The 24,704-nt window shown below is 62.9% G+C and carries 21 protein-coding genes; 9 read left to right on the forward strand and 12 right to left on the reverse strand.

Translation table 11 applies throughout. The features are described 5' to 3' along the window. Positions 1-53: 53 nt before the first annotated feature. The 8 genes from B9A31_RS05495 to B9A31_RS05530 all read right to left on the reverse strand — a co-directional run bounded on the left by B9A31_RS05495 (position 54) and on the right by B9A31_RS05530 (position 9,898). Complete coding sequence (locus tag B9A31_RS05495) at positions 54-2,012, reverse strand: DNA topoisomerase III (protein ID WP_027608787.1); 1,959 nt, start codon at positions 2,010-2,012, stop codon at positions 54-56. 166 nt (positions 2,013-2,178) lie between these two features. After that, positions 2,179-2,607 (reverse strand): GNAT family N-acetyltransferase, encoded by a 429-nt coding sequence (locus tag B9A31_RS05500; RefSeq protein ID WP_019096721.1) that lies wholly within the window; start codon positions 2,605-2,607, stop codon positions 2,179-2,181. Then, positions 2,600-3,766 (reverse strand): ribosomal protein uL16 3-hydroxylase, encoded by a 1,167-nt coding sequence (locus B9A31_RS05505; RefSeq protein ID WP_016711508.1) that lies wholly within the window; start codon positions 3,764-3,766, stop codon positions 2,600-2,602. The genes B9A31_RS05500 and B9A31_RS05505 overlap by 8 nt, the downstream gene beginning before the upstream one ends. An 81-nt stretch (positions 3,767-3,847) precedes the next feature. Next, on the reverse strand, positions 3,848-5,218 hold the full coding sequence (gene purB / locus B9A31_RS05510; protein WP_033693092.1) for an adenylosuccinate lyase: 1,371 nt from the start codon (positions 5,216-5,218) through the stop codon (positions 3,848-3,850). A gap of 103 nt (positions 5,219-5,321) precedes the next feature. After that, positions 5,322-5,948, reverse strand: a complete 627-nt coding sequence (gene hflD / locus B9A31_RS05515) for a high frequency lysogenization protein HflD (protein ID WP_016711506.1) — start codon at positions 5,946-5,948, stop codon at positions 5,322-5,324. Further along, positions 5,945-7,069 carry a tRNA 2-thiouridine(34) synthase MnmA gene (gene mnmA, locus B9A31_RS05520; protein WP_016711505.1) on the reverse strand — a complete coding sequence of 375 codons (1,125 nt, stop codon included), beginning with the start codon at positions 7,067-7,069 and terminating at the stop codon, positions 5,945-5,947. Before mnmA ends, hflD begins: the two co-directional genes overlap by 4 nt. 59 nt (positions 7,070-7,128) lie before the next feature. Continuing rightward, positions 7,129-7,569, reverse strand: a complete 441-nt coding sequence (locus B9A31_RS05525) for an NUDIX hydrolase (protein WP_016711504.1) — start codon at positions 7,567-7,569, stop codon at positions 7,129-7,131. A 103-nt stretch (positions 7,570-7,672) separates the two neighbouring features. Continuing rightward, positions 7,673-9,898, reverse strand: a complete 2,226-nt coding sequence (locus tag B9A31_RS05530) for an NADP-dependent isocitrate dehydrogenase (RefSeq protein ID WP_019096725.1) — start codon at positions 9,896-9,898, stop codon at positions 7,673-7,675. 414 nt (positions 9,899-10,312) lie between these two features. Between B9A31_RS05530 and icd the strand changes: the two genes are divergently transcribed. Then, complete coding sequence (gene icd, locus B9A31_RS05535) at positions 10,313-11,569, forward strand: NADP-dependent isocitrate dehydrogenase (protein WP_027608788.1); 1,257 nt, start codon at positions 10,313-10,315, stop codon at positions 11,567-11,569. Positions 11,570-11,638: 69 nt separating this feature from the next. Here the strand turns inward: icd and cspD are convergent, their stop codons facing one another. After that, positions 11,639-11,899 (reverse strand): cold shock domain-containing protein CspD, encoded by a 261-nt coding sequence (gene cspD / locus B9A31_RS05540; protein WP_019096726.1) that lies wholly within the window; start codon positions 11,897-11,899, stop codon positions 11,639-11,641. Between the two features lie 230 nt (positions 11,900-12,129). Here cspD and clpS point away from each other — a divergent pair, with 230 nt between their 5' ends. Both clpS and clpA read left to right on the forward strand, forming a co-directional pair. Continuing rightward, on the forward strand, positions 12,130-12,492 hold the full coding sequence (clpS, locus tag B9A31_RS05545; RefSeq protein WP_013973290.1) for an ATP-dependent Clp protease adapter ClpS: 363 nt from the start codon (positions 12,130-12,132) through the stop codon (positions 12,490-12,492). Between the two features lie 30 nt (positions 12,493-12,522). Next, positions 12,523-14,793 carry an ATP-dependent Clp protease ATP-binding subunit ClpA gene (gene clpA / locus B9A31_RS05550; RefSeq protein WP_019096727.1) on the forward strand — a complete coding sequence of 757 codons (2,271 nt, stop codon included), beginning with the start codon at positions 12,523-12,525 and terminating at the stop codon, positions 14,791-14,793. A gap of 158 nt (positions 14,794-14,951) precedes the next feature. Here clpA and infA read toward each other — a convergent pair whose 3' ends face one another. From infA to aat, 3 genes are all read right to left on the reverse strand, one after another. Then, entirely contained in the window at positions 14,952-15,170 is a 219-nt protein-coding gene (gene infA, locus B9A31_RS05555) for a translation initiation factor IF-1 (protein WP_002553999.1), read from the reverse strand. A 101-nt stretch (positions 15,171-15,271) separates the two neighbouring features. Further along, positions 15,272-15,979, reverse strand: coding sequence for an arginyltransferase (locus tag B9A31_RS05560; RefSeq protein WP_016711499.1), 708 nt, complete (start codon positions 15,977-15,979; stop codon positions 15,272-15,274). 56 nt (positions 15,980-16,035) lie between these two features. Next, the gene (aat, locus tag B9A31_RS05565; RefSeq protein ID WP_019096728.1) at positions 16,036-16,716 is read right to left on the reverse strand and encodes a leucyl/phenylalanyl-tRNA--protein transferase; all 681 of its coding nucleotides are present in this window, start codon (positions 16,714-16,716) and stop codon (positions 16,036-16,038) included. Between the two features lie 297 nt (positions 16,717-17,013). On the opposite strand from aat, the gene B9A31_RS05570 reads away from it, so the two are divergent. The 6 genes from B9A31_RS05570 (at position 17,014) to cysG (ending at position 24,676) form a co-directional block, all read left to right on the forward strand. Continuing rightward, the gene (locus tag B9A31_RS05570; RefSeq protein ID WP_371059034.1) at positions 17,014-19,578 is read left to right on the forward strand and encodes a DNA translocase FtsK; all 2,565 of its coding nucleotides are present in this window, start codon (positions 17,014-17,016) and stop codon (positions 19,576-19,578) included. 62 nt (positions 19,579-19,640) lie between these two features. Beyond that, complete coding sequence (gene lolA / locus B9A31_RS05575; protein ID WP_019096729.1) at positions 19,641-20,264, forward strand: outer membrane lipoprotein periplasmic chaperone LolA; 624 nt, start codon at positions 19,641-19,643, stop codon at positions 20,262-20,264. Positions 20,265-20,276: 12 nt separating this feature from the next. Further along, the gene (locus B9A31_RS05580) at positions 20,277-21,602 is read left to right on the forward strand and encodes a replication-associated recombination protein A (protein ID WP_025753662.1); all 1,326 of its coding nucleotides are present in this window, start codon (positions 20,277-20,279) and stop codon (positions 21,600-21,602) included. After that, positions 21,599-21,973, forward strand: a complete 375-nt coding sequence (crcB, locus tag B9A31_RS05585) for a fluoride efflux transporter CrcB (protein ID WP_019096731.1) — start codon at positions 21,599-21,601, stop codon at positions 21,971-21,973. Before B9A31_RS05580 ends, crcB begins: the two co-directional genes overlap by 4 nt. Before the next feature lie 30 nt (positions 21,974-22,003). Then, positions 22,004-23,284, forward strand: a complete 1,281-nt coding sequence (gene serS, locus B9A31_RS05590; protein ID WP_084296727.1) for a serine--tRNA ligase — start codon at positions 22,004-22,006, stop codon at positions 23,282-23,284. Further along, the gene (gene cysG, locus B9A31_RS05595; RefSeq protein WP_016711492.1) at positions 23,285-24,676 is read left to right on the forward strand and encodes a siroheme synthase CysG; all 1,392 of its coding nucleotides are present in this window, start codon (positions 23,285-23,287) and stop codon (positions 24,674-24,676) included. It abuts the gene before it with no gap. The last annotated feature ends 28 nt before the right edge of the window (positions 24,677-24,704 follow it).

Raw genomic sequence — 24,704 nt, forward strand, 5'->3', positions numbered from 1 at the left:
AGTCCAGTTTGTGGTTTACCCGCGAAGCGGCCAGTCCTGAAATGGCATAAACCTCAGGTTGTCGCTTTTCTCCGAGGCTGACGCGGCTTGCTGGCGGCCGACTTGCTGCCAGCCGTTTTGCTTTTCCCGCCACCGCGCCGCTTCTTCTTCCAAGGCGCCGCCGCCCCGGCAGCCGGCCCGCTGATGGTCATGCGCATGCCGCTGCACCGCTCGACCAGCTTGCCCATCCACGCCGACTGCCGGGCGACGAATTCTTCCAGGCTCATCTCGCCACTTTGCACCATGTCCAGCGCCTGCTCCCAGATCGCCGTGGTACCAGGGTCGGCGATGGCGCGGGGTACGGCATCGATCAGGCTGAAGGCCGCGGGCGTTGCGGCCAGTGCCTTGCCATTCTTCACCAGGTAGCCTCGGTCAAGCAGGCCCTGGATGATACTGGCGCGGGTGGCCTCGGTGCCGATGCCGGTGGTTTCCTTGAGCTTCTGCTTCAGCCGTGGATCATCCACCAGCTTGGCCACGTTCTTCATCGCCTTGATCAGGTCGCCTTCTGTGAAAGGCTTGGGCGGCTGGGTCCACAGATCTTTCAGTTGCAGGCCTTGTACATTGCAATCCTGGCCTTCGCGCAGTGCCGGCAGTACTTGGGCGGGTGGCGCTTCGCGGCCCTTGGCCGGGGTCAACGCCTCGGGCAGGGCGCGGCGCCAACCCGGCTCGACAATCTGCTTGCCCACCGCGCGCAGGGCATGGCCGGCACAGTCGAAGTCGGCCTGGGTGCGGTCATACTCATGGTTGGGCAGGAACTGCGCCAGGTAGCGGGCGCGGATCAGGGTATACACCGCCTTGTGCTTGGCCGGCAGGCGCGACGGGTCGCTGGCGGCGGCGGTGGGGATGATGCCGTGGTGGGCGCTGACCTTGGCGTCGTTCCATGCCCGCGAGCGGCGCTGCGGCTCCAGGTAGGGCTGTAGAGGCGCCAGGCTGGCATCGGCCCGTTGCAAGGCGGCGAGGATGGCCGGCGCTTCGGCGTGCTGGCTTTGCGGCAGGTAACCGCAGTCGCTGCGCGGGTAGGTGATCAGCTTGTGGGTTTCGTACAGGGCCTGGGCGATGTCGAGGGTTTCCTGGGCGCCGAGGCCGAACTTTTTCGAGCACAGCTCCTGCAGGGTGCCGAGGTCGAAGGGGAGTGGTGCGGCTTCACGCACGCGCTCGGTGGCAACCTTGACGGCGCGGGCCGTGCCGGCGTTACCGATGTCGGTGGCCGCTTGTTGTGCCAAGGCGTGCTTCAGGCAGCGGCCTTGGTCGTCGCAGGCGTCCTCGGGGGCGCGCCATTGGGCATTGAAGTGTTGGCCGGCGTGTTCCAGTTGCACATCGATGGCCCAGAACGGCACGGGCACGAAGTCGGCGATGCTGCGGTCGCGGTCGACCACCAGGCGCAAGGTGGGCGTTTGCACCCGGCCCACCGGCAACACGCCCTGGTAGCCGGATTGGCGGCCCAGCAGGGTGAACAGCCGGCTCATGTTCATGCCGATCAGCCAGTCGGCGCGCGAGCGGCCCAGCGCCGAGTGGTACAGGTTGAAGGTTTCGTGGCCGGGCAGCAGGCGGGCCAAGGCCTTGCGGATGGACGCGTCGTCCAGTGCCGACAGCCACAGGCGTTGCACCGGGCCGCGATAGCGGCAATGTTCGACCAGTTCGCGGGCGATCATTTCGCCTTCGCGGTCGGCGTCGGTGGCGATCACCAGTTCCCGCGCTTCGCCAAGCAGGCGTTTGACCGCCTTGAACTGGCTGGCGGTCTTGGGCTTGACCAGCATCTTCCACTTGTCCGGGATGATCGGCAGGTCGGCCAGGTTCCAGCGCTTGTAGCGTTCGTCGTAGCTGTCGGGCGGGGCGGTTTCCAGCAGGTGGCCGATGCACCAGGTGACGCAGACGTCGGTGCCTTGCCAGCAGCCGTCGCCCTTACGGTTGGCGCCGAGCACTTTGGCGATGTCTTTTGCCTGGGAGGGTTTTTCGCAGAGGAACAGGCGCATGGCCGGGAACGCTTCATCGGGGGTGATGGGCACTAGGATGCGCAAGCGGGGGCGCGGAGGCAAGTTTTATCTGGATGGATGTACAGGTTTTTGTCAGTGAGCGTGTCATTGACCTGTGCCGGCCTCTGCGCGGGCTTGCCCGCGCAGAGGCCGGTGCCGTTGTGGGTCAGGCGCGCGAGTCGCGCACCATGTCCACGTGCGGGATGCCGGCTTCGAGGAATTCCTCGCTGACTACGCGAAAGCCCAGGCGCTCGTAGAACGGCGTGGCATGCACCTGAGCGCTGAGCATCTGCTGCTTCAGGTCGCGGTTCTGCGCTTCGACGATGACTGCGTTCATGAGCGCGTCACCCACTTTCAAGCCGCGCCAGTCCTTCAGCACCGATACCCGGCCGATAGTCCCGTCTGGCAGCAGGCGGGCAGTGCCGATCGGGTAGTCGCCTTCCAGGGCCAGGAAGTGTGCAGCGGTCGGGTCATCCGAGTCCCACTCCAGCTCCGGCGGTACATGCTGTTCGGCAATGAACACCGCCTCACGGATACGGCGAATGTCGGCGTTGTCTTTGTGCCAGTCGGCGAGGCGAACGCTGATCTTATTCATTGGCGAATCCCAGGCTTCCTTGTTTGACCAGCTGCTGTACCAGCATAAGGCCATCTTCGTCTTGCAGCCAGTCTGCCAGGTTGTCGATATGCAGGGCATCGGCCGCGCACACCAGCTTCAGCAGCTCGCGCAGTTTGCCCGGCAGCGGGCAGCTGCGGCCGCTGGCGAACAGCAGCAGGTCGTCTTCGAATTCCGACCAGGCCAGGCGTGCGCTTGGGTTGCGGATCAGGATGGCGCCTTGTTCCAGGGCATCGATCAGCTCTTCTTCGCTCAGCTCTTCGCCAACGATCTGCTCGGGGTAACGCGGCTCGGTCATGAACTGACCGAACCAGGTCAGCAGCAGGTCCTTGTCGTTCATGTGCTTGTCGAGCAGCGCCTTGAGGCGGTCGAGGGCGTCGTGCTGGATCTGGTGCGGGTCGCTGGCCGGCTGGGCGTCGGCATCGCTGTAGCGCTCTTCGTCAGGCAGGAACTGGCCCAGGAAGTCGGTGAAGTGGGTCAGCACTTCGGCGGCGCTTGGGGCGCGGAAGCCGACCGAGTAGGTCAGGCAGTCGTCCACGGCCACGCCGTAGTGGGCCAGGCGCGGTGGCAGGTAGAGCATGTCGCCTGGCTCCAGGGTCCATTCTTCGCTCTGCTCGAACTCGGCCAGGATACGCAGGTCGGCGTGCTCCAGCAGCGGGCTGTCGCTGCTGCACATCTGGCCGATCTTCCAGTTACGCTGGCCGTGGCCCTGCAGCAGGAAGACGTCGTAGTTGTCGAAATGCGGGCCAACGCTGCCACCCGGGGCGGCGAAGCTGATCATCACGTCATCGATACGCCAGCTGGGCAGGAAGCGGAAGTTTTCCAGCAGTTCGGCCACTTCCGGGACGAACTGGTCCACGGCCTGTACCAGCAGGGTCCAGTCTTTTTCTGGCAGCTCGGCGAAGGTGTCTTCGTTGAACGGGCCGCGGCGCAGCTCCCACGGGTGGGCGCCGTGCTCCAGCACGATACGCGACTCGACTTCGTCTTCCAGGGCCAGGCCGGCCAGTTCGTCGGGGTCGATGGGGCTGATGAAGTCCGGGAAGGCCTGGCGCACCAGCAGCGGCTTCTTCTGCCAGTAGTCGCGCATGAATTCGCGGGCCGAGATGCCGCCGAGCAGCTGCAGTGGAGTATCAGGATTCATGTTCAACCTATTGAAAAAACGTAATTTTCGTACGGGAATAAAAACGCCCGGCCAGGCCGGGCGTTGTACGCGACGGTCAGCTTAGATGCGTTTGGCCTGTGCTGCCGCGTTACCGATGTAGGTAGCGGGGGTCAGCAGCTTGAGCTCGGCCTTGGCGTCGGCTGGCATGTCCAGGCCGTCGATGAAGGTCAGCAGTGCGTCCGGGGTGATGCCCTTGCCACGGGTCAGCTCTTTGAGCTTCTCGTAGGGGTTTTCGATGTTGAAGCGGCGCATCACGGTCTGGATCGGCTCGGCCAGCACTTCCCAGCAGGCGTCCAGGTCGGCGGCGATGCGGGCTTCGTTCACTTCCAGCTTGCCGATGCCTTTCAGGCTGGCTTCGTAGGCGATGACGCTGTGGGCAAAGCCCACGCCCAGGTTACGCAGCACGGTGGAGTCGGTCAGGTCACGCTGCCAGCGCGAGATCGGCAGCTTGCTGGCCAGGTGCTGGAACAGCGCGTTGGCGATACCCAGGTTGCCTTCGGAGTTTTCGAAGTCGATCGGGTTGACCTTGTGCGGCATGGTCGACGAGCCGATTTCGCCAGCGACGGTCTTCTGCTTGAAGTAGCCCAGCGAGATGTAGCCCCACACATCACGGTCGAAGTCGATCAGGATGGTGTTGAAGCGGGCAATGGCGTCGAACAGCTCGGCGATGTAGTCGTGCGGCTCGATCTGGGTGGTGTACGGGTTGAACTGCAGGCCCAGCTCGTCTTCGATGAAGGCGCGGGCGTTCTGCTCCCAGTCGATCTGCGAGTAGGCCGACAGGTGGGCGTTGTAGTTGCCCACGGCGCCGTTGATCTTGCCCAGCAGCGGCACGGCGGCAACCTGGGCGATCTGGCGCTCCAGGCGGTACACCACGTTGGCCAGTTCTTTGCCCAGGGTGGTCGGCGAGGCTGGCTGGCCGTGGGTGCGCGACAGCATCGGCACGTCGGCGTGGGCGTGGGCCAGGGCACGGATGGCGTCGGCGATCTGGCGCATCAGCGGCAGCAGCACGTCGTCACGGCCGGCGCGCAGCATCAGGGCGTGGGACAGGTTGTTGATGTCCTCGCTGGTGCAGGCGAAGTGGATGAATTCGCTGACCTTGGCCAGCTCAGGCAGCTTGGCGGCCTGCTCCTTGAGGAGGTATTCGATCGCCTTGACGTCGTGGTTGGTGGTGCGCTCGATTTCCTTGACCCGCTCGGCGTGTTCCAGCTTGAAATCGGTGGCCAGGCTGTCCAGCAGGGCGTTGGCTTCGGCGGAGAACGCCGGCACTTCGCCGATCTGCGGGTGGGCGGCCAGGCGCTGCAGCCAGCGCACTTCGACCAGGGCGCGGAAACGGATCAGGCCGAATTCGCTGAAAATGGGGCGCAAGGCCTGGGTTTTGCCGGCATATCGGCCGTCTACAGGGGAAACCGCAGTGAGCGAAGAAAGCTGCATGGGGTGTTCTCGGACAGTCAGGCTTTTGGAAGGGCGCATATCATACATGAAAATCGCGCCCGAGTCGGGTGGCTGACCAAAGGTCGGGCCTATAAAAGCGTCTTCAGGAAGGCGAACGCATCATGTCGTACAGTTCGTTCAGCAACTTGCGTCGGCTGAACACCAGCTGCCAGCGGTGCCCGCCCAGCTGGCGCCACAGGCGCGCGGCGCGGATGCCGGCCAGCAGCAGGGCACGGATCTTGGAAGCGTTGCTGGCCTGCTGCAGGAAACGCATGTCGCCATGCACCTGGATGCGCTGGCGCAAGGTGCTGAGCGTGTCCTGGTACAAGGCTCCACTGGAAGCAATGACGTTTTCATGAACCAGGCCGAAATGCTCGGCCTGGGACTGGATTTGCGGCAAACGGTTGCCGATGGTGTCGAGCAGGTCGCCACGCTTGTTCAGCTGACGCTCCAGGCCCAGCATCGACAGGGCATAGCGCAGCGGCTCGCGCTGCAGGCTGCTGGGGTCGCGCTCCAGGGCGCCTGCCAGTGCACGGTAGCCGTCGCGCAGGTTCAGGTCGTCGCCGCCGAACACCTCCAGGGTGTCCTTGGGGTCACGCACCAGCAAACTGCCGAGCATGCAGCCAATGTTGGCCTCGCTGGCCTGGCCGGTGCGGGCGATACGGTCAACCAGCACGGCAGCCTGGAATACACCGCCCAGGGCAATCAATTGCTCCTGCAGGTTGCTCATGCGCGCGGGCTCCACGGCTCGGCGGCTTCGATCACACCACCGCCCAGGCACACTTCGCCGTCGTAGAACACCACCGACTGGCCCGGGGTGACGGCGCGCTGCGGCTCGTCGAACACGGCGCGGTAGCCGGTTTCGGTCAGCTCAAGGGTGCATTGCTGGTCGCTCTGGCGGTAACGCACCTTGGCAGTCAGCTGGCGTGGGCGGCTGAGGTCGATCGGGTTGACCCAGAAAATTTCCGAGGCGAGCAGGGCGCGGGAGAACAGCCATGGGTGTTCGTTGCCCTGGCCGACCACCAGCACGTTGCGGGTCAGGTCCTTGTGCAGCACGTACCACGGCTCGTCACCGGCGTCTTTCAGGCCACCAATCCCCAGGCCCTGGCGCTGGCCGATGGTGTGGTACATCAGGCCATGGTGGCGGCCGATCACTTCACCTTCGGTGGTTTCGATATCGCCCGGCTGGGCCGGCAGATACTGCTTGAGGAAGTCGCTGAAACGGCGCTCGCCAATGAAGCAGATGCCGGTGGAGTCCTTTTTCTTGGCGGTGGCCAGGCCGTGCTTTTCGGCGATGGCGCGCACCTCGGGCTTTTCCAGTTCGCCGACCGGGAACAGGGTGCGGGCGATTTCCTTGCCGCCGACGGCGTGCAGGAAGTAGCTCTGGTCCTTGTTCGGGTCCAGGCCCTTGAGCAGTTCGGTGATCTCACCGGTGTCGCGGCGGCGTACGTAGTGGCCGGTGGCGATCAGGTCGGCACCCAGCGACAGGGCGTAGTCGAGAAACGCCTTGAACTTGATTTCGCGGTTGCAGAGGATGTCTGGGTTGGGCGTGCGGCCAGCCTTGTACTCTTCAAGGAAGTGCTCGAACACGTTGTCCCAGTATTCGGCGGCGAAGTTGGCGGTGTGCAGCTTGATGCCGATGCGGTCGCACACGGCCTGGGCATCGGCCAGGTCTTCGCGGGCGGTGCAGTATTCGGTGCCGTCGTCTTCTTCCCAGTTCTTCATGAACAGCCCTTCCACCTGGTAGCCCTGCTCCATGAGCAGAAGGGCGGAGACGGAAGAGTCCACGCCGCCGGACATGCCGACGATGACGCGGGTCTTGGCGGGGTCTTTGAGTGCTGGGCTGGTCATGGGTACCGGTGTGTATCAGAGGGGAAAAACGCCGATTCTATCAAACCCGCGACGTTGCGTCAGTCGCGTAGCAATTCGAGGCTGTGCAAGGGGCCTTTGAGGTAGTCGTCGAGGCAGCGCGGCACCAGCTCGCTGCGCCAGCGCGTGGGGTCGGCCAACAGTTCGTCTTGGCTCAGCCACACGGCGCGGACGATGTCGCTGTCCAGGGCCAGGTCGGCATGGTGGCGCACGGGGCGGGCGGCAAAGCAGATGCGCTGGTAGGTCACGCCGTTGCTGGGGGCGGTGTAGAGGTAGATGCCGACTACACCGGTGAGCTCGACTTCCCAGGCGGTTTCTTCCAGGGTTTCGCGCAGGGCGGCCTGGGGCAGGGTCTCGTTGGGTTCCAGGTGGCCGGCGGGTTGGTTGAAGACGTGCTGGTTGGCTTTGAATTCTTCGACGAAGAGGAACTTGCCTTCGTGTTCGACGATAGTGGCGACGGTGATGTGGGGTTGCCAGGTCATTGGTGAGTCCTTTTGCATGATTGGGCCGCAAAGCGGTCTCATTTCCCAGAAAGCACAAACCCCGGTGCGTGGCCGGGGTTTGCGTTGTTACTTCAAGCGAACCTTACAGGGCGGCAATGGCGCTGTTCAGGGTCTGGCTTGGGCGCATCACCTTGGCGGTCAGCTCGGCATCCGGGGCATAGTAGCCACCGATGTCGGCTGGCTTGCCCTGAACGGCGTTGAGCTCGGCGACGATAGTCTCCTCGTTCTCGGTCAGGGTTTTTGCCAGCGGGGCGAAGCGTGCCTGCAGGGCAGCGTCGTCAGTCTGGGCAGCCAGGGCCTGGGCCCAGTACAGGGTCAGGTAGAAGTGGCTGCCGCGGTTGTCGATACCGCCAACTTTGCGCGAAGGCGACTTGTTGGTGTCGAGGAACTTGCCGGTAGCCTGGTCCAGGGTGTTGGCCAGAACCTTGGCACGCGGGTTGTCGTAGGTGTTGCCCAGGTGCTCCAGGGAAGCGGCCAGGGCCAGGAACTCACCCAGCGAGTCCCAACGCAGGAAGTTCTCTTCAACCAGCTGCTGCACGTGCTTCGGAGCCGAACCGCCGGCGCCGGTTTCGAACAGACCACCGCCGTTCATCAGTGGCACGATCGACAGCATCTTGGCGCTGGTGCCCAGTTCCATGATCGGGAACAGGTCGGTCAGGTAGTCACGCAGCACGTTGCCGGTCACCGAGATGGTGTCCTTGCCTTCGCGGATGCGGGCCAGGGAGAACTTGATGGCGTCGACCGGAGCCAGAACGCGGATGTCCAGGCCGGTGGTGTCGTGATCTTTCAGGTACTTCTGCACCTTCTCGATCATCACGCCGTCGTGGGCGCGGGCCGGGTCCAGCCAGAACACCGCAGGGGTGTTGCTCAGGCGGGCACGGTTGACGGCCAGCTTGACCCAGTCCTGGATCGGCGCGTCTTTGGTCTGGCACATGCGGAAGATGTCGCCAGCTTCGACGTTCTGCTCAAGTACGACGTTACCTTTGCCATCGACCACGCGCACAACGCCGTCGGCCTTGATCTGGAAGGTCTTGTCGTGGGAGCCGTACTCTTCGGCCTTTTGCGCCATCAGGCCAACGTTCGGCACGCTGCCCATGGTGGTTGGGTCGAAGGCGCCGTTTTTCTTGCAGTCTTCGATGGTGGCCTGGTAGATGCCAGCGTAGCAACGGTCCGGGATCACGGCCTTGGCGTCTTGCAGTTCGCCAGCGGTGTTCCACATCTTGCCCGAGTCACGGATCATGGCCGGCATCGAAGCGTCGACGATGACGTCGCTCGGTACGTGCAGGTTGGTGATGCCTTTGTCGGAGTTGACCATGGCCAGGGCTGGGCGCTGGGCGTACAGGGCCTGGATGTCGGCTTCGATTTCGGCCTGCTTGTCGGCTGGCAGGTCCTTGATGCGGGCGTACAGGTCGCCGATGCCGTTGTTGGCGTTGAAGCCTACTTCAGCCAGTGCGGCGGCGTGTTTGGCCAGCACGTCGTTGTAGAACTCTTCTACGATGACGCCGAACATGATCGGGTCGGAAACCTTCATCATGGTCGCTTTCAGGTGCACCGACAGCAGTACGCCGGAGGCCTTGGCATCGGCGATCTGCTCGGCGATGAAGGCTTTCAGGGCCTTGCGGCTCATGGTGGCGCAGTCGATGATTTCGGCGGCCTTGACGGCGGTCTTTTCTTTCAGGACGGTGGTGTTGCCGTCTTTGGCAACCAGCTCGATGCGCAGGCTGTCGTCAGCTTCGATCAGGGCAGCTTTTTCGCTGCCGTAGAAGTCGCCCTGGGTCATGTGGGCAACGTGCGACTTGGAGTCGGCGGCCCAGGCGCCCATCTTGTGTGGGTGCTTGCGGGCGTAGTTCTTCACCGACAGCGGCGCGCGGCGGTCGGAGTTGCCTTCGCGCAGCACCGGGTTCACGGCGGAACCCTTGATGCGGTCGTAGCGGGCGCGGGACTCTTTCTCGTCCGCGGTGGCCGGCTCGTCGGCGTAGTCAGGAATGTTGAAGCCCTTGCCTTGCAGTTCCTTGATCGCGGCTTTGAGCTGCGGTACCGAGGCGCTGATGTTCGGCAGCTTGATGATGTTGGCTTCAGGGGTGGTAGCCAGCTGGCCCAGTTCCGCCAGGTGATCGCCTACTCGCTTCTCTGCGCCCAGTTGCTCCGGGAAGGCGGCAAGGATACGGCCGGCCAGGGAGATGTCGCGGGTTTCGACGGCGATGTCAGCCGAAGCGGTGAAGGCTTCGACGATCGGCAGCAGCGAGTAAGTGGCGAGGGCGGGGGCTTCGTCGGTGAAGGTATAGATGATCTTGGAACGGGTGGGCATGCGGGTTAACTCTCTGTGTGCTGAGCGTGCTCGAGTCTCGTGGTGCGCAGGGTAGGCGCATCGCCCTGGCAACGCCATGAGCGGAAAGTCGAGAGGCTGCGAGCGGTGATGGTGGATGCATCAGTCGAGCGTCAAGTGCTGAGCTGCGGTAACAGCCCAGGCTTTACGGCCATTCATGGCCTAGGGCGGTCCGCATTTTCCTGGGATTCGCCCCGATGACCCTTCGGTCGCGGCGGAGTATACCAAACCATTCGGGCTAATCAGCAAGGCCAAGTGATATCGGCCCATTTATAAGACCAAAGACTAAGCGGCAATGTGGCGGGTTGTCGCATGCCTTGCAGGTCGGCAGATGTGGTTTAGGCTCATTGCATCGCATGATGTCCAAACCACACCCGACAGCGGAGTAGTGCAAGCATGGGATACCAGAAAATCAAGGTTCCGACCGACGGCACCAAGATCACCGTCAATGCAGACCATTCGCTTAACGTGCCTGACCACCCGATCATTCCTTACATCGAAGGTGACGGGATCGGCGTCGATGTTTCGCCCGTGATGATCAAGGTGGTCGATGCCGCCGTGCAGAAGGCCTACGGCGGCAAGCGCAAGATTGCCTGGATGGAAGTGTACGCTGGCGAGAAGGCCACCCAGGTGTATGACCAGGACACCTGGCTGCCTCAGGAAACCCTCGACGCCGTGCGTGATTACGTGGTGTCGATCAAAGGCCCGCTGACTACTCCGGTGGGTGGCGGCATCCGCTCGCTCAACGTGGCGCTGCGCCAGCAACTGGACCTGTATGTGTGCCTGCGCCCGGTGCTGTGGTTCCAGGGTGTACCGAGCCCGGTGAAAAAGCCTGGCGACGTCGACATGGTGATCTTCCGTGAGAACTCCGAGGATATCTATGCCGGCATCGAGTGGAAGGCCGGCTCGCCCGAGGCCAACAAGGTGATCAAGTTCCTCAAGGAGGAAATGGGCGTCACCAAGATCCGCTTCGACCAGGACTGCGGCATTGGCGTGAAGCCGGTCTCGAAAGAAGGCACCAAGCGCCTGGTGCGCAAGGCCCTGCAATACGTGGTGGACAATGACCGCGAGTCGCTGACCCTGGTGCACAAAGGCAACATCATGAAGTTCACCGAAGGTGCCTTCAAAGACTGGGGGTACGAAGTGGCCCGGGATGAGTTTGGCGCCGAACTGCTCGATGGCGGCCCGTGGATGAAGTTCAAGAACCCCAAGACCGGCCGCGAGGTGATCGTCAAGGACGCCATCGCCGACGCCATGCTGCAGCAGATTCTGCTGCGCCCGGCCGAGTACGACGTGATCGCCACCCTCAACCTCAACGGTGACTACCTGTCCGACGCGCTGGCGGCGGAGGTAGGCGGTATCGGTATCGCGCCGGGCGCCAACCTGTCCGACACCGTGGCCATGTTCGAGGCCACCCACGGCACTGCGCCCAAGTATGCCGGGCAAGACAAGGTCAACCCGGGGTCGGTGATCCTGTCTGCAGAGATGATGTTGCGGCACATGGGCTGGACCGAGGCGGCCGACCTGATCATCAAGGGCACCAATGGCGCGATTGCGGCCAAGACCGTGACCTACGACTTCGAGCGGCTGATGGACGGGGCGACGCTGGTGAGCAGCTCAGGCTTTGGTGATGAAATGATCAAGCACATGTAAGGCAAGAGAAAACCGGTCGCCAGGGTAAAAGGGCGACCGGTTTTTTCGTACTACGACACGGGGCGGCGATCAGGCGCGTACGGTTTCGCTTGCGGCCTGGCCTTGGGCTTTGGCAGCCGCAGCGGCAGCGGCGTCCATTATCTTCACCGCGTGCAGGCCTTTGGGGCCCTGGATGATCTCGAACTCCACGGCCTGGCCCGCCTTCAGTGTCTTGTATCCGTCCATCTGGATGGCCGAGTAATGAGCGAAAAGGTCATCGGATTTACCTTCCTCGTTGATGAATCCGTAGCCCTTGGCATTGTTGAACCACTTGACTTTACCGCTTGCCATCCCTATGTCCCTCTGCAAAGGACTCCATCACTGGAGTATCATCCACTTCATCCGCATACGAACCTTGCGAAAAATCTGGTTGACTGCGCGGATCTTTATCGACCACGGTGGGTTCTTATTGGTTGTAACACCGTTTTACCGATAGTCAAGGTCGCCCGGCGCCTGCGCCATTCGTGGCCTGTGCGGTCAACCCACAACCTTAACCTGACGCTCATGATGAAATTCTTTCCATGCATGCACCTAGTGAGATTCGACTAACATTCAATCAGGATCGCCCGCAATCGAATGAGGACGACGGCTCAGGTCTTGCAGTTCAGGAAGCCAAGCCGATCCTGCAGGCGCCACCGATGTACAAGGTGGTTTTGTTCAACGATGACTACACGCCGATGGATTTCGTCGTCGAAGTGCTCGAGACGTTCTTCAATCTGAACCGCGAGCTGGCGACCAAGATCATGCTGACCGTCCACACCGAAGGGCGGGCAGTGTGCGGATTGTTTACCCGTGACATCGCCGAAACAAAGGCTATGCAGGTCAACCAATACGCCAGGGAAAGCCAGCATCCGCTACTCTGTGAAATCGAGAAGGACGGTTAATCGCCGACCACTTGGGTATGAGGTGAAGCTATGTTAAACCGCGAGCTCGAAGTCACCCTCAATCTTGCCTTCAAGGAGGCCCGTTCGAAGCGTCATGAGTTCATGACCGTCGAGCATCTGCTGCTGGCACTCCTTGACAATGAGGCTGCCGCGACCGTTCTGCGCGCCTGTGGCGCCAATCTCGACAAGCTCAAGCACGACCTGCAAGAGTTCATCGATTCCACTACGCCGCTGATTCCTGTCAACGACGAAGACCGTGAAACCCAGCCGACTCTGGGCTTCCAGCGGGTGCTGCAGCGTGCCGTGTTCCACGTGCAAAGCTCTGGCAAGCGCGAAGTGACCGGCGCCAACGTGCTGGTGGCGATCTTCAGCGAACAGGAAAGCCAGGCTGTGTTCCTGCTGAAGCAGCAGAGCGTGGCCCGCATCGACGTGGTCAACTACATCGCCCATGGCATCTCCAAGGTGCCGGGGCATGGTTCGCAATCTGAAAGCGACCAGGACATGCAGGACGACGAGGGTGGTGAAACCTCCTCTTCGAGTAATCCGCTCGACGCCTATGCCAGCAACCTGAACGAGCTGGCCCGTGCTGGTCGTATCGACCCGCTGGTGGGCCGCGAACAGGAAGTGGAGCGCGTGGCGCAAATCCTGGCACGCCGGCGCAAGAACAACCCGTTGCTGGTGGGTGAGGCGGGCGTCGGCAAGACGGCTATCGCCGAAGGCCTGGCCAAGCGCATTGTCGATGGCCAGGTGCCCGACCTGTTGGCACAAAGCGTGGTGTATTCCCTTGACCTGGGCGCGCTGCTGGCCGGTACCAAATACCGTGGCGACTTCGAGAAGCGCTTCAAGGCGCTGCTCGGCGAGCTGCGCAAGCGCCCGCAGGCGATCCTGTTCATCGACGAAATCCACACCATCATCGGTGCCGGTGCGGCATCGGGCGGGGTGATGGATGCCTCCAACCTGCTCAAGCCGCTGCTGTCGTCGGGTGAGATCCGTTGCATCGGCTCGACCACCTTCCAGGAATTCCGCGGCATCTTCGAGAAGGACCGCGCCCTGGCACGCCGCTTCCAGAAGGTGGATGTCAGCGAGCCGTCGGTCGAAGACACCGTGGGCATTCTGCGCGGCCTGAAAGGGCGCTTCGAGAGCCATCACAACATCGAGTACAGCGACGAAGCCCTGCGCGCCGCCGCGGAACTGGCCTCGCGCTACATCAATGACCGGCACATGCCGGACAAGGCCATCGATGTGATCGACGAAGCCGGTGCCTACCAGCGCCTGCAGCCGGAGGCCATGCGCGTCAAACGCATCGATGTGCCTCAAGTCGAGGACATCGTCGCCAAGATCGCGCGGATTCCGCCGAAGCACGTCACCAGCTCCGACAAGGAACTGCTGCGTAACCTTGAACGTGACCTGAAGCTGACCGTGTTCGGCCAGGACCAGGCCATCGACTCGCTGGCTACTGCCATCAAGCTGTCCCGTGCTGGCCTGAAGTCGCCAGACAAGCCTGTCGGTTCATTCCTGTTCGCCGGCCCTACCGGCGTCGGCAAGACCGAAGCGGCGCGCCAGCTGGCCAAGGCGCTGGGCGTTGAGTTGGTGCGGTTCGACATGTCCGAGTACATGGAGCGCCACACCGTATCGCGTCTGATCGGTGCGCCTCCTGGTTACGTAGGGTTCGACCAGGGTGGCTTGCTGACTGAGGCGATTACCAAGCAACCGCACTGCGTATTGCTGCTCGACGAAATCGAGAAGGCCCACCCGGAAGTCTTCAACCTGCTGCTGCAGGTGATGGACCACGGTACCTTGACCGACAACAACGGGCGCAAGGCCGACTTCCGTAACGTGATCCTGATCATGACCACCAACGCTGGCGCGGAAACGGCAGCGCGGGCCTCGATCGGCTTCACCCATCAGGACCATGCGTCCGATGCCATGGAAGTGATCCGCAAGAGCTTCACGCCAGAGTTCCGCAACCGCCTGGATACCATTATCCAGTTCGGCCGCCTGAGCACCGAGACGATCAAGAGCATCGTCGACAAGTTCCTTATCGAACTGCAGGCGCAGCTGGAAGACAAGCGTGTGCTGCTGGAAGTCAGCGATGCCGCACGCGGCTGGCTGGCGGTGTCGGGCTACGACGTGCAGATGGGGGCGCGGCCGATGGCGCGGCTGATCCAGGACAAGATCAAGCGGCCGCTGGCCGAGGAGATCCTGTTTGGCGAACTGGCCGAGCATGGTGGTGTGGTGCACGTCGACCTGCGCGATGGCGAACTGGTGTTCGACTTCGAGACCACGGCTGAGGTGGCGTGATACAAGGGCCGCTTTGCGGCCTATCGCGAGCTATGCTCGCTCCTGCGGGGGGTATCGCGACCCCATGTAGGAGCGAGCGCAGCTCGCGATGGCCGCGACGCGGTTCTGACAGGTACAAAAAAGCCCGGCACATGGCCGGGCTTTTTCATGGCTTGAGCTTAGCGCGCACGGTAAGTGATGCGGCCCTTGCTCAGGTCGTATGGGGTCAGTTCGACGCGGACCTTGTCGCCAGTGAGAATACGGATGTAGTTCTTGCGCATCTTTCCGGAGATGTGCGCGGTTACGACGTGCCCGTTTTCCAACTCCACGCGGAACATGGTGTTGGGCAGGGTGTCGACGACAGTACCTTCCATTTCGAAGCTGTCTTCTTTCGACATGCAGTAGAGCCCTCGGATCCAGTGTTGGCCCGACGCATATCCGCATCGGGCAAAAAAGTGGCGTGGATTATGCCCGAAAACTGCGTGTCAAGCCAATGCTTTCAGTTGAGGGTGACCCAGCGCTGGTTTATCAGCAATTCGATGGGCCGATACTGCGTCTTGTAGTTCATTTTCTTGCAGTTCTTGATCCAGTAACCCAGGTATACCGCCTCCAGGTCCTGGCGCAGGGCTTCGGTGATTTGCCACAGGATGGCAAAGCGGCCCAGGCTGCGTCGCTCTTCGTCCGGTTCGTAGAAGGTGTACACCGCCGACAGGCCGTTGGGCAGCAGGTCGCATACGGCCACTGCCATCAAGCGGCCTTCCAGGCGGAACTCGTAGAACCAGCAGAACGGCAGGTCGCGCACCAGAAAGGTGGAAAACTGGTCGCGGCTGGGCGGGTACATGTCACCGTCGGCGTGGCGTGTTTCGATATAGCGCCGGTACAGCTCGAAGTACTCTTCCTTGAACGTTGGGCGCGCCGCCGTCACGGTCAGGTCGGCATTGCGCTTGAGGATGCGCCGTTGCTGGCGGTTGGGGATAAAGCGCGCCGCCGGGATGCGTGCCGGCACGCAGGCGTTGCAGTTCTGGCAGTGCGGGCGGTACAGATGGTCACCACTGCGGCGGAAGCCCATTTCCGACAGGTCGGCGTACACGTTAACGTCCATCGGCTGGCTGGGGTCGAGGAACAGCGTGGTGGCCTGCTCCTCGGGCAGGTAGCTGCAGGAGTGGGGCTGAGTGGCATAAAACTTCAACCGCGCCAACTCTGTCATGATCAACCCCCTCGGTGAGACTTTGTTTTAAGTGTAAGCCAGCTACGGGAACTCGCCTAGGCAACCCACGTGGCGCTGTTGGGCTGGTCGAGGTGGCGTGCCAGGTAGCCGGCGAATTCGGCGCGGCTGATGGCGTGGGCGCCCAGGCTGTGCAGGTGGTTGGTGGGCATCTGGCAGTCGATCAGCACAAACCCGGCCTGGCGCAGGTGGTTGACCAAGGTCACGAAGCCGACCTTGGAGGCGTTGTCGGCGCGGCTGAACATCGATTCACCGAAGAACAGCTGGCCCATGGCCAGGCCATACAGGCCGCCGACCAGTTCGCCGTCCTGGCGCACTTCCACCGAGTGGGCAATGCCGCGTCGGTGCAGTTCGCAGTAGGCGTTGCGCATGGTGTCGGTGATCCAGGTGCCGTCGGCGTAGTCGCGTGGCGCGGCGCAGGCGGCGATTACAGCCGGGAAGTCGGTGTCGAAGCTGACCTGGTAGCGGCCTTGGCGCATCAGCTTGGCCAGTGAGCGTGATACGTGCAACTGGTCGGGCAACAGCACCGTGCGCGGGTCGGGTGACCACCACAGGATCGGTTGGCCATCCTGGTACCACGGGAAGCAACCGTGACGATAGGCCTGGACCAGGCGCTCGGGGGTAAGGTCGCCGCCGGCGGCCAGCAGGCCGTTGGGGTCGTGCAGGGCCTTTTCCAGGGGCGGGAAGGTCAGCGAGTCGCGGGTCAGCCAGGTAAGCATGGTCTATCGTGCGGTGGGGGAGGGGAGAGGGCAGCATGGCTTGCACGCATGGCAGGGTCAATGGTTGTGGCTTCTTTGCGGGGGATGAATTCAGGCAATTTCCTACACATTCATGAAACCGCAGGCACCATCCGCTACATTTGCTGTCACACCTGTGCAAAAACACAGCATAAGCCTTTGTCACAAAAGAAAATGCATGCTCAAATTGCAGGTATATGAAAGTCGCCCCCGGCCAAACCCCCATACGGCGTGCCGCCATGGCGGCTGTCGGGCAGTAATGTTAAAAGTAGTGGTTCATTGGCCGCACCGCCGGCCGATCACTATTGGACGCGCAGCACGCGCAGGAATAGACGCGTTTTGAAGAAATCCACCGCAACCCCAGCTCCCTTGCCCGTGCCCCTGTGGCGGCAGCAGCTGCATTATCGCCTCAAGGAAGGTGCGTTGATCGCTGTCGGCGCCCTGTGCCTGTACCTGTGGATGGCCCTGCTGACCTACGACACCTCGGACCCGGGCTTCAGCCACACCGCCACCGTCGACCAGGTGCAGAACGCCGCCGGGCGTGCTGGCGCCTACTTCGCCGATATCCTGTTCATGGTGCTGGGTTACTTCGCCTATATCTTCCCGCTGCTGCTGGCGGTGAAGACCTGGCAGATCTTCCGCGAACGCCACCAGCCGTGGGACTGGAGTGGCTGGCTGTTCTCCTGGCGGTTGATCGGCCTGGTGTTTCTGGTGTTGTCTGGGGCGGCGCTGGCGCATATCCACTTCCACCCGCCGGCGAGCCTGCCGTTCTCTGCAGGTGGCGCATTGGGCGAAAGCCTTGGTGACCTGGCGCGCAACCTGCTGAACGTGCAGGGCAGCACGCTGATGTTCATTGCCTTGTTCCTGTTCGGCCTGACGGTGTTCACCGACTTGTCGTGGTTCAAGGTGATGGACCTGACCGGCAAGATCACCCTCGACCTGTTCGAGCTGGTGCAGGGCGCCGCCAACCGTTGGTGGGAAGCCCGCAACGAGCGCAAACGCCTGGAGGCGCAACTGCGCGAGGATGAGCCGGTGATCAAGCCCGCGCCGATGGCTGCCGAGAAGCGTGAGCCGGCCAAGCCGGCGTTGCGTGAGCGCATTTTCAAACGTGAAGAAGCGCCGGCCCCAGTCGTTGAGCCCCGTGAGCCGACGCTTGGTCGTGAGCCTGTTGTGCCACCACGTGAGGCCGCCCGTGAGCCCGTAGTGCCCCGTGAAACCGTGGTCCCGCGCGAGCAGCACGCCGCCCCGACCATCGTGCCACCCGCCGCCGCCAAGGCCCCGGAGCCGAGCAAGCGGGTGATGAAGGAGAAGCAGGCACCGCTGTTCATCGACAGCGCGGTAGAAGGCACCTTGCCGTCGATTTCCATCCTCGACCCTGCCGAGCAGAAGAAGATCGAGTATTCGCCAGAGTCCCTGGCCGGTGTCGGCCAACTGCTGGAAATCAAACTCAAGGAATTCGGTGTAGAAGTGGCGGTGGACTCGATCCACCCCGGCCCGGTGATTACCCGTTACGAAATCCAGCCGGCCGCTGGCGTGAAGGTCAGCCGCATCGCCAACCTGGCCAAGGACCTGGCGCGCTCGCTGGCCGTGACCAGTGTGCGCGTGGTCGAGGTGATCCCCGGCAAGACCACCGTGGGTATCGAGATCCCCAACGAAAACCGGCAGATGGTGCGCTTCTCCGAGGTGCTGGCCACCCCGCAGTACGACGAGCAGAAGTCCCCGGTCACACTGGCCCTGGGCCACGACATCGGCGGCAAGCCGGTGATTACCGACCTGGCCAAGATGCCCCACCTGCTGGTGGCCGGTACTACCGGCTCCGGTAAGTCGGTGGGTGTGAACGCGATGATTCTGTCGATTCTGTTCAAGTCGAGCCCGGAAGACGCGCGGCTGATCATGATCGACCCGAAAATGCTCGAACTGTCGATCTACGAAGGCATCCCGCACCTGCTGTGCCCGGTGGTCACCGACATGAAGGACGCCGCCAACGCCCTGCGCTGGAGCGTGGCCGAGATGGAACGGCGCTACAAGCTGATGGCGGCCATGGGCGTGCGTAACCTGGCCGGCTTCAACCGCAAGATCAAGGACGCCCAGGAAGCTGGCGAAATCATCCACGACCCTCTGTACCGCCGCGAGAGCATGGACGACGAGCCGCCAGCGCTGAAAACCTTGCCGACCATCGTGGTGGTGGTGGACGAGTTCGCCGACATGATGATGATCGTCGGCAAGAAGGTCGAAGAGCTGATCGCCCGTATCGCCCAGAAGGCGCGGGCAGCCGGTATCCACCTGATTCTCGCCACCCAGCGCCCGTCGGTGGATGTCATTACCGGCCTGATCAAGGCCAACATCCCGACCCGCATGGCGTTCCAGGTGTCGAGCAAGATCGACTCACGCACCATCATCGACCAGGGTGGTGCAGAGCAGCTGTTGGGTCATGGTGACATGCTGTACATGCCACCGGGCACCAGCCTGCCAATCCGCGTCCACGGTGCGTTCGTTTCCGACGACGAAGTGCACCGTACGGTCGAGGCGTGGAAGCTGCGTGGCGCGCCGGATTACAACGACGACATCCTCAACGGTGTGGAAGAAGCCGGCAGTGGCTTCGATGGCGGCGGCGGTGGTGGTGGTGATGGTGAAGATTCGGAGAGCGACGCCCTGTATGATGAGGCCGTGCAATTCGTGCTGGAAAGCCGCCGCGCGTCCATCTCGGCAGTGCAGCGCAAGCTGAAAATCGGTTACAACCGCGCCGCCCGCATGATCGAAGCCATGGAAATGGCCGGTGTGGTCACCCCCATGAACAGCAACGGCTCGCGGGAAGTGATTGCCCCGGGCGGCCCGCGCGACTGAAGAACACCTTGCCGGGCGCCAACGGTGGCGCCCGGCCTTTTCAATGCTCAATGAGGATTCCCATGCGCGCGATTCGCATGCTGTTGGTTTCTGCCCTGACCCTGGGCTCGGTTACTGCTTATGCCGGTGAGCAAGACGTACAACGCCTGACCCAGCTGCTGGAAAAGTCGCAGACCATCGAGGCCAATTTCTCCCAGCTGACCCTCGGCGCCGATGGCACCAGCCTGCAGGAAACCTCGGGCAAGATGGCGGTCAAGCGCCCGGGCCTGTTCTACTGGCACACTGATGCGCCGCAGGAGCAGGTCGTGGTTTCGGACGGAAAGAACGTCACCCTGTGGGACCCGGATCTGGAACAGGCCACCATCAAGAAGCTCGATGTGCGACTGAACCAGACCCCTGCGCTGCTGCTGTCCGGTGATGTGTCGAAGATCAGCCAGAGTTTCGACATTGCTTCCAAGGAGCAGGGCGAGGTGATGGACTTCACCCTCAAGCCGAAGACCAAGGACACCCTGTTCGACTCGCTGCGCGTGTCGTTCCGCAAAGGCCTGATCAATGACATGCAGCTGATCGACAGTGTCGGCCAGCGCACCAACATCCTGTTCAATGGCGTCAAGGCCAACCAGGCGGTGCCGGACAGCCAGTTCAAGTTCGACATCCCCAAAGGCGCGGACGTGATCAAGGAGTAACCAGAGCCCGTCATGGACCTGTTTCGAAGCGAACCCGTCGCCCAGCCCCTGGCCGCTCGCCTGCGCCCGTCCAACCTGGACGAGTACGTGGGCCAGGAGCACCTGCTGGCGCGCGGTAAGCCGTTGCGCGAGGCGCTGGAGCAGGGTGCGCTGCACTCGATGATCTTCTGGGGGCCGCCGGGGGTGGGCAAGACCACCCTTGCGCGGCTGCTGGCGCAGTTTTGTGACGCGCATTTCGAAACCGTGTCGGCGGTACTGGCCGGGGTGAAAGAGATCCGCCAGGCCGTTGAAGTGGCCAAGCAGCAGGCCGGCCAATATGGCCGCCGCACCATCCTGTTCGTCGACGAAGTGCACCGCTTCAACAAGTCGCAGCAGGATGCCTTTTTGCCCTACGTGGAAGACGGCACGCTGCTGTTCATCGGTGCCACCACTGAAAACCCCTCCTTCGAGCTGAACAACGCGTTGCTGTCGCGGGCGCGGGTGTATGTGCTCAAAAGTCTGGACGAGGCGGCATTGCGCAAGCTGGTGAACCGTGCGCTGACCGAGGAGCGCGGGCTGGGCAAGCGCAACCTGCGGGTGGGCGACGACGCCTTCAAGATGCTGATGGCTGCCGCCGATGGCGATGGGCGGCGCATGCTCAACTTCCTTGAGAACGCCTCGGACCTGGCCGAAGACGGCAGCGAGATTGACGTCGAGATGCTGCAAAGCCTGCTCGGCGATAGCCGCCGTCGTTTCGACAAGGGGGGTGAGGCGTTCTACGACCAGATCTCCGCGCTGCACAAGTCGGTGCGCGGCTCCAACCCCGATGGCGCCCTGTACTGGTTTGCGCGCATGCTCGACGGCGGTTGCGACCCGCTGTACATCGCCCGCCGCGTGGTGCGCATGGCCAGCGAGGATATCGGTAACGCCGACCCGCGAGCCCTCAGCCTGTGCTTGGCGGCGTGGGACGTGCAGGAACGCCTGGGCAGTCCCGAAGGCGAGCTGGCCGTGGCCCAGGCCATCACCTACCTGGCCTGTGCGCCGAAGAGCAACGCGGTGTACATGGGCTTCAAGACCGCCCTGCGTGAAGCGGCCGAACATGGCTCGCTGGAGGTGCCACTGCACTTGCGCAACGCCCCGACCAAGCTGATGAAACAGCTGGGCTATGGTGACGAGTACCGCTACGCCCATGATGAACCCGACGCTTATGCCGCCGGTGAAGATTACTTCCCTGATGAACTGGAGCCGCGTCAGTACTACCAGCCAGTGCCCCGTGGCCTGGAACTGAAGATTGGCGAGAAGCTACGCCACCTGGCCGAGCTCGACCGCAACAGCCCCCGTCAACGGAGAAAACCGTGATTGCACTCATCGCTGCGGTCAGCGCGGGCGGTATCGCCGGTACCTTGTTGCGCTTCGCTACCGCCAACTGGGTAGCGGCCCACTGGCCACGGCACTTCTATGCCGGTACGCTGGCGGTCAACCTGGTTGGCTGCCTGCTGATCGGCCTGCTCTACGGCCTGTTCCTGCACAAGCCGCTGGCGCCGGTCGAGCTGCGCGCCGGCCTGATTGTCGGCTTCCTCGGCGGCCTGACAACCTTTTCCTCCTTCTCGCTCGATACCGTGCGCCTGATGGAAAGCGGGCAGGTGCCCCTTGCCTTGGGCTATACCAGTATCAGCGTGGTGGGCGGGCTGCTCGCGACCTGGGTCGGCCTGTCCCTGACCCGATTCTGAACCAACACCTACTTATAACGAGAGAACGATATGCTCGATTCCAAACTGTTACGCGGCCAACTTCAGGAAGTGGCGGATCGCCTGGCCTCCCGTGGCTTCAGCCTGGATGTCGCGCGCATCGAATCACTGGAAGAGCGCCGCAAGGCAGTGCAGACTCGCACCGAGCATCTGCAAGCCGAGCGCAACGCCCGTTCCAAGTCCATCGGACAGGCCAAGGCCAAGGGCGAAGACATCGCGCCATTGATGGCCGACGTCGAACGCATGGCCAATGAACTGGCTGCTGGCAAGACCGAACTGGACGCCATCCAGGCCGAACTGGACGGTATCCTGCTGACCATCCCCAACCTGCCGGACGCCAGCGTACCGGTCGGTGCCAGCGAAGACGACAACGTCGAAGTGCGCCGTTGGGGCACGCCGAAGGCCTTCGACTTCGAAATCAAGGACCACGTCGCCTTGGGCGAAGTCAGCGGTGGGCTGGACTTCGAAGCCGCTGCCAAGCTGTCTGGCGCCCGTTTTGCGGTGCTGCGTGGCCCTATCGCACGCCTGCACCGCGCCCTGGCGCAATTCATGATCAACCTGCACACCGGCGAGCACGGCTACGAGGAGCACTACACCCCGTACCTGGTGCAGGCCCCGGCCCTTCAAGGCACCGGCCAGCTACCGAAGTTCGAGGAAGACCTGTTCAAGATCACTCGCGAAGGTGAGGCGGACTTCTATCTGATCCCGACCGCCGAAGTGTCGCTGACTAACCTGGTGGCCGGTGAAATCCTCGACGCCAAGCAGCTGCCGCTGAAACTGGTTGCCCACACCCCGTGTTTCCGCAGTGAAGCCGGTGCTTCCGGCCGTGACACCCGCGGCATGATTCGCCAGCACCAGTTCGACAAGGTCGAGATGGTGCAGGTGGTAGAGCCGGCCAAGTCGATGGAAGCCCTGGAAGGCCTGACCGCCAACGCCGAGCGCGTACTGCAGCTGCTGGAGCTGCCATACCGCGTGCTGGCCCTGTGCACCGGCGACATGGGCTTTGGCGCCGTCAAAACCTACGACCTGGAAGTGTGGGTGCCGAGCCAGGACAAGTACCGCGAAATCAGCTCGTGCTCCAACTGCGGCGACTTCCAGGCGCGCCGCATGCAGGCCCGCTGGCGCAACCCGGAAACCGGCAAGCCAGAGCTGGTGCACACCCTCAACGGCTCCGGTCTGGCGGTAGGCCGTACCCTGGTTGCCGTGTTGGAAAATTACCAGCAGGCCGATGGTTCGATCCGGGTGCCGGAAGTGCTGAAACCGTACATGGGCGGCGTCGAGGTTATCCGCTAAATGGATTACCTGCCGCTGTTCCACAAGCTGCAAGGCGGCCGTGTGCTGGTCGTCGGTGGCGGTGAGATCGCTTTGCGCAAGGCGCGCTTGCTGGCGGATGCCGGTAGCGTGCTGCGCGTGGTGGCGCCGGATGTCGACGGCCAGTTGGCCGCGTTGGCCCGGGAAGGTGGCGGTGAGGTGCTGGTGCGTGGCTATCAGGCCGCCGACCTGGTCGGCTGCCGGTTGGTGATTGCGGCGACCGACGATCCTGGGCTGAACGCCCAGGTGTCGGCGGATGCGCAGGCCCTTAGCCTGCCAGTCAATGTGGTGGACGCACCGGCCCTGTGCACGGTGATCTTCCCGGCGATTGTCGACCGTTCACCCTTGGTGATTGCGGTTTCCAGTGGCGGTGACGCCCCGGTGCTGGCGCGGTTGATTCGCGCCAAGCTGGAGGCCTGGATTCCGTCGGCCTATGGTGAGCTGGCCGGGCTGGCAGCGCGTTTCCGGCACAAGGTCAAATCCTTGTACCCGGATGTCAACCAGCGCCGGGGCTTCTGGGAAACCGTGTTCCAGGGGCCGATTGCCGAGCGCCAGCTGGCTGGGCAGGGCGCTGAGGCCGAACGCCTGTTGCAGGCGATGGTCGACGGCGCGCCGGTGCAGCAGGGGGGGGAGGTGTACTTGGTAGGTGCGGGCCCGGGTGATCCGGACTTGCTTACCTTCCGTGCCTTGCGCCTGATGCAGCAGGCTGACGTGGTGCTTTACGACCGCCTGGTAGCCCCCGCGATCATCGAGATGTGCCGGCGTGATGCCGAGCGTATCTACGTGGGCAAGCGTCGCGCCGACCATGCCGTGCCGCAGGATCAGATCAACCGTCTGCTGGTCGATTTGGCTCAGCAGGGCAAGCGTGTGCTGCGGCTGAAAGGTGGCGATCCGTTCATCTTCGGCCGGGGTGGCGAAGAGATCGAAGAGCTGGCCGAGCATGGCATCCCGTTCCAGGTGGTGCCGGGCATTACCGCGGCCAGTGGCTGCTCCGCCTATGGCGGTATTCCGCTGACTCACCGCGACTACGCTCAGTCGGTGCGCTTCGTAACCGGCCACCTTAAGGATGGCACCAGCAACCTGCCGTGGAATGATCTGGTAGCGCCGGCACAGACCTTGGTGTTCTACATGGGGTTGGTGGGGTTGCCGACCATCTGTGCCGAGCTGATTCGTCATGGGCGGGCGGCCAGTACGCCGGCTGCGTTGGTTCAGCAGGGCACTACGCGTAATCAGCGGGTGTTCACCGGTACCCTGGCGGATTTGCCGGAGCTGGTGGCGCGGCATGAAGTGCATGCGCCGACCCTGGTAATTGTGGGGGAAGTGGTGCAACTGCGTGAAAAGCTGGCCTGGTTCGAAGGGGCGCAAAACAGCTGATATCGTTGGGGCTGCAAAGCAGCCCCGG

The sequence above is a fragment of the Pseudomonas sp. URIL14HWK12:I5 genome, assembly GCF_900176445.1.
In the GTDB taxonomy this organism is placed as follows: Bacteria; Pseudomonadota; Gammaproteobacteria; order Pseudomonadales; family Pseudomonadaceae; genus Aquipseudomonas; species Aquipseudomonas monteilii.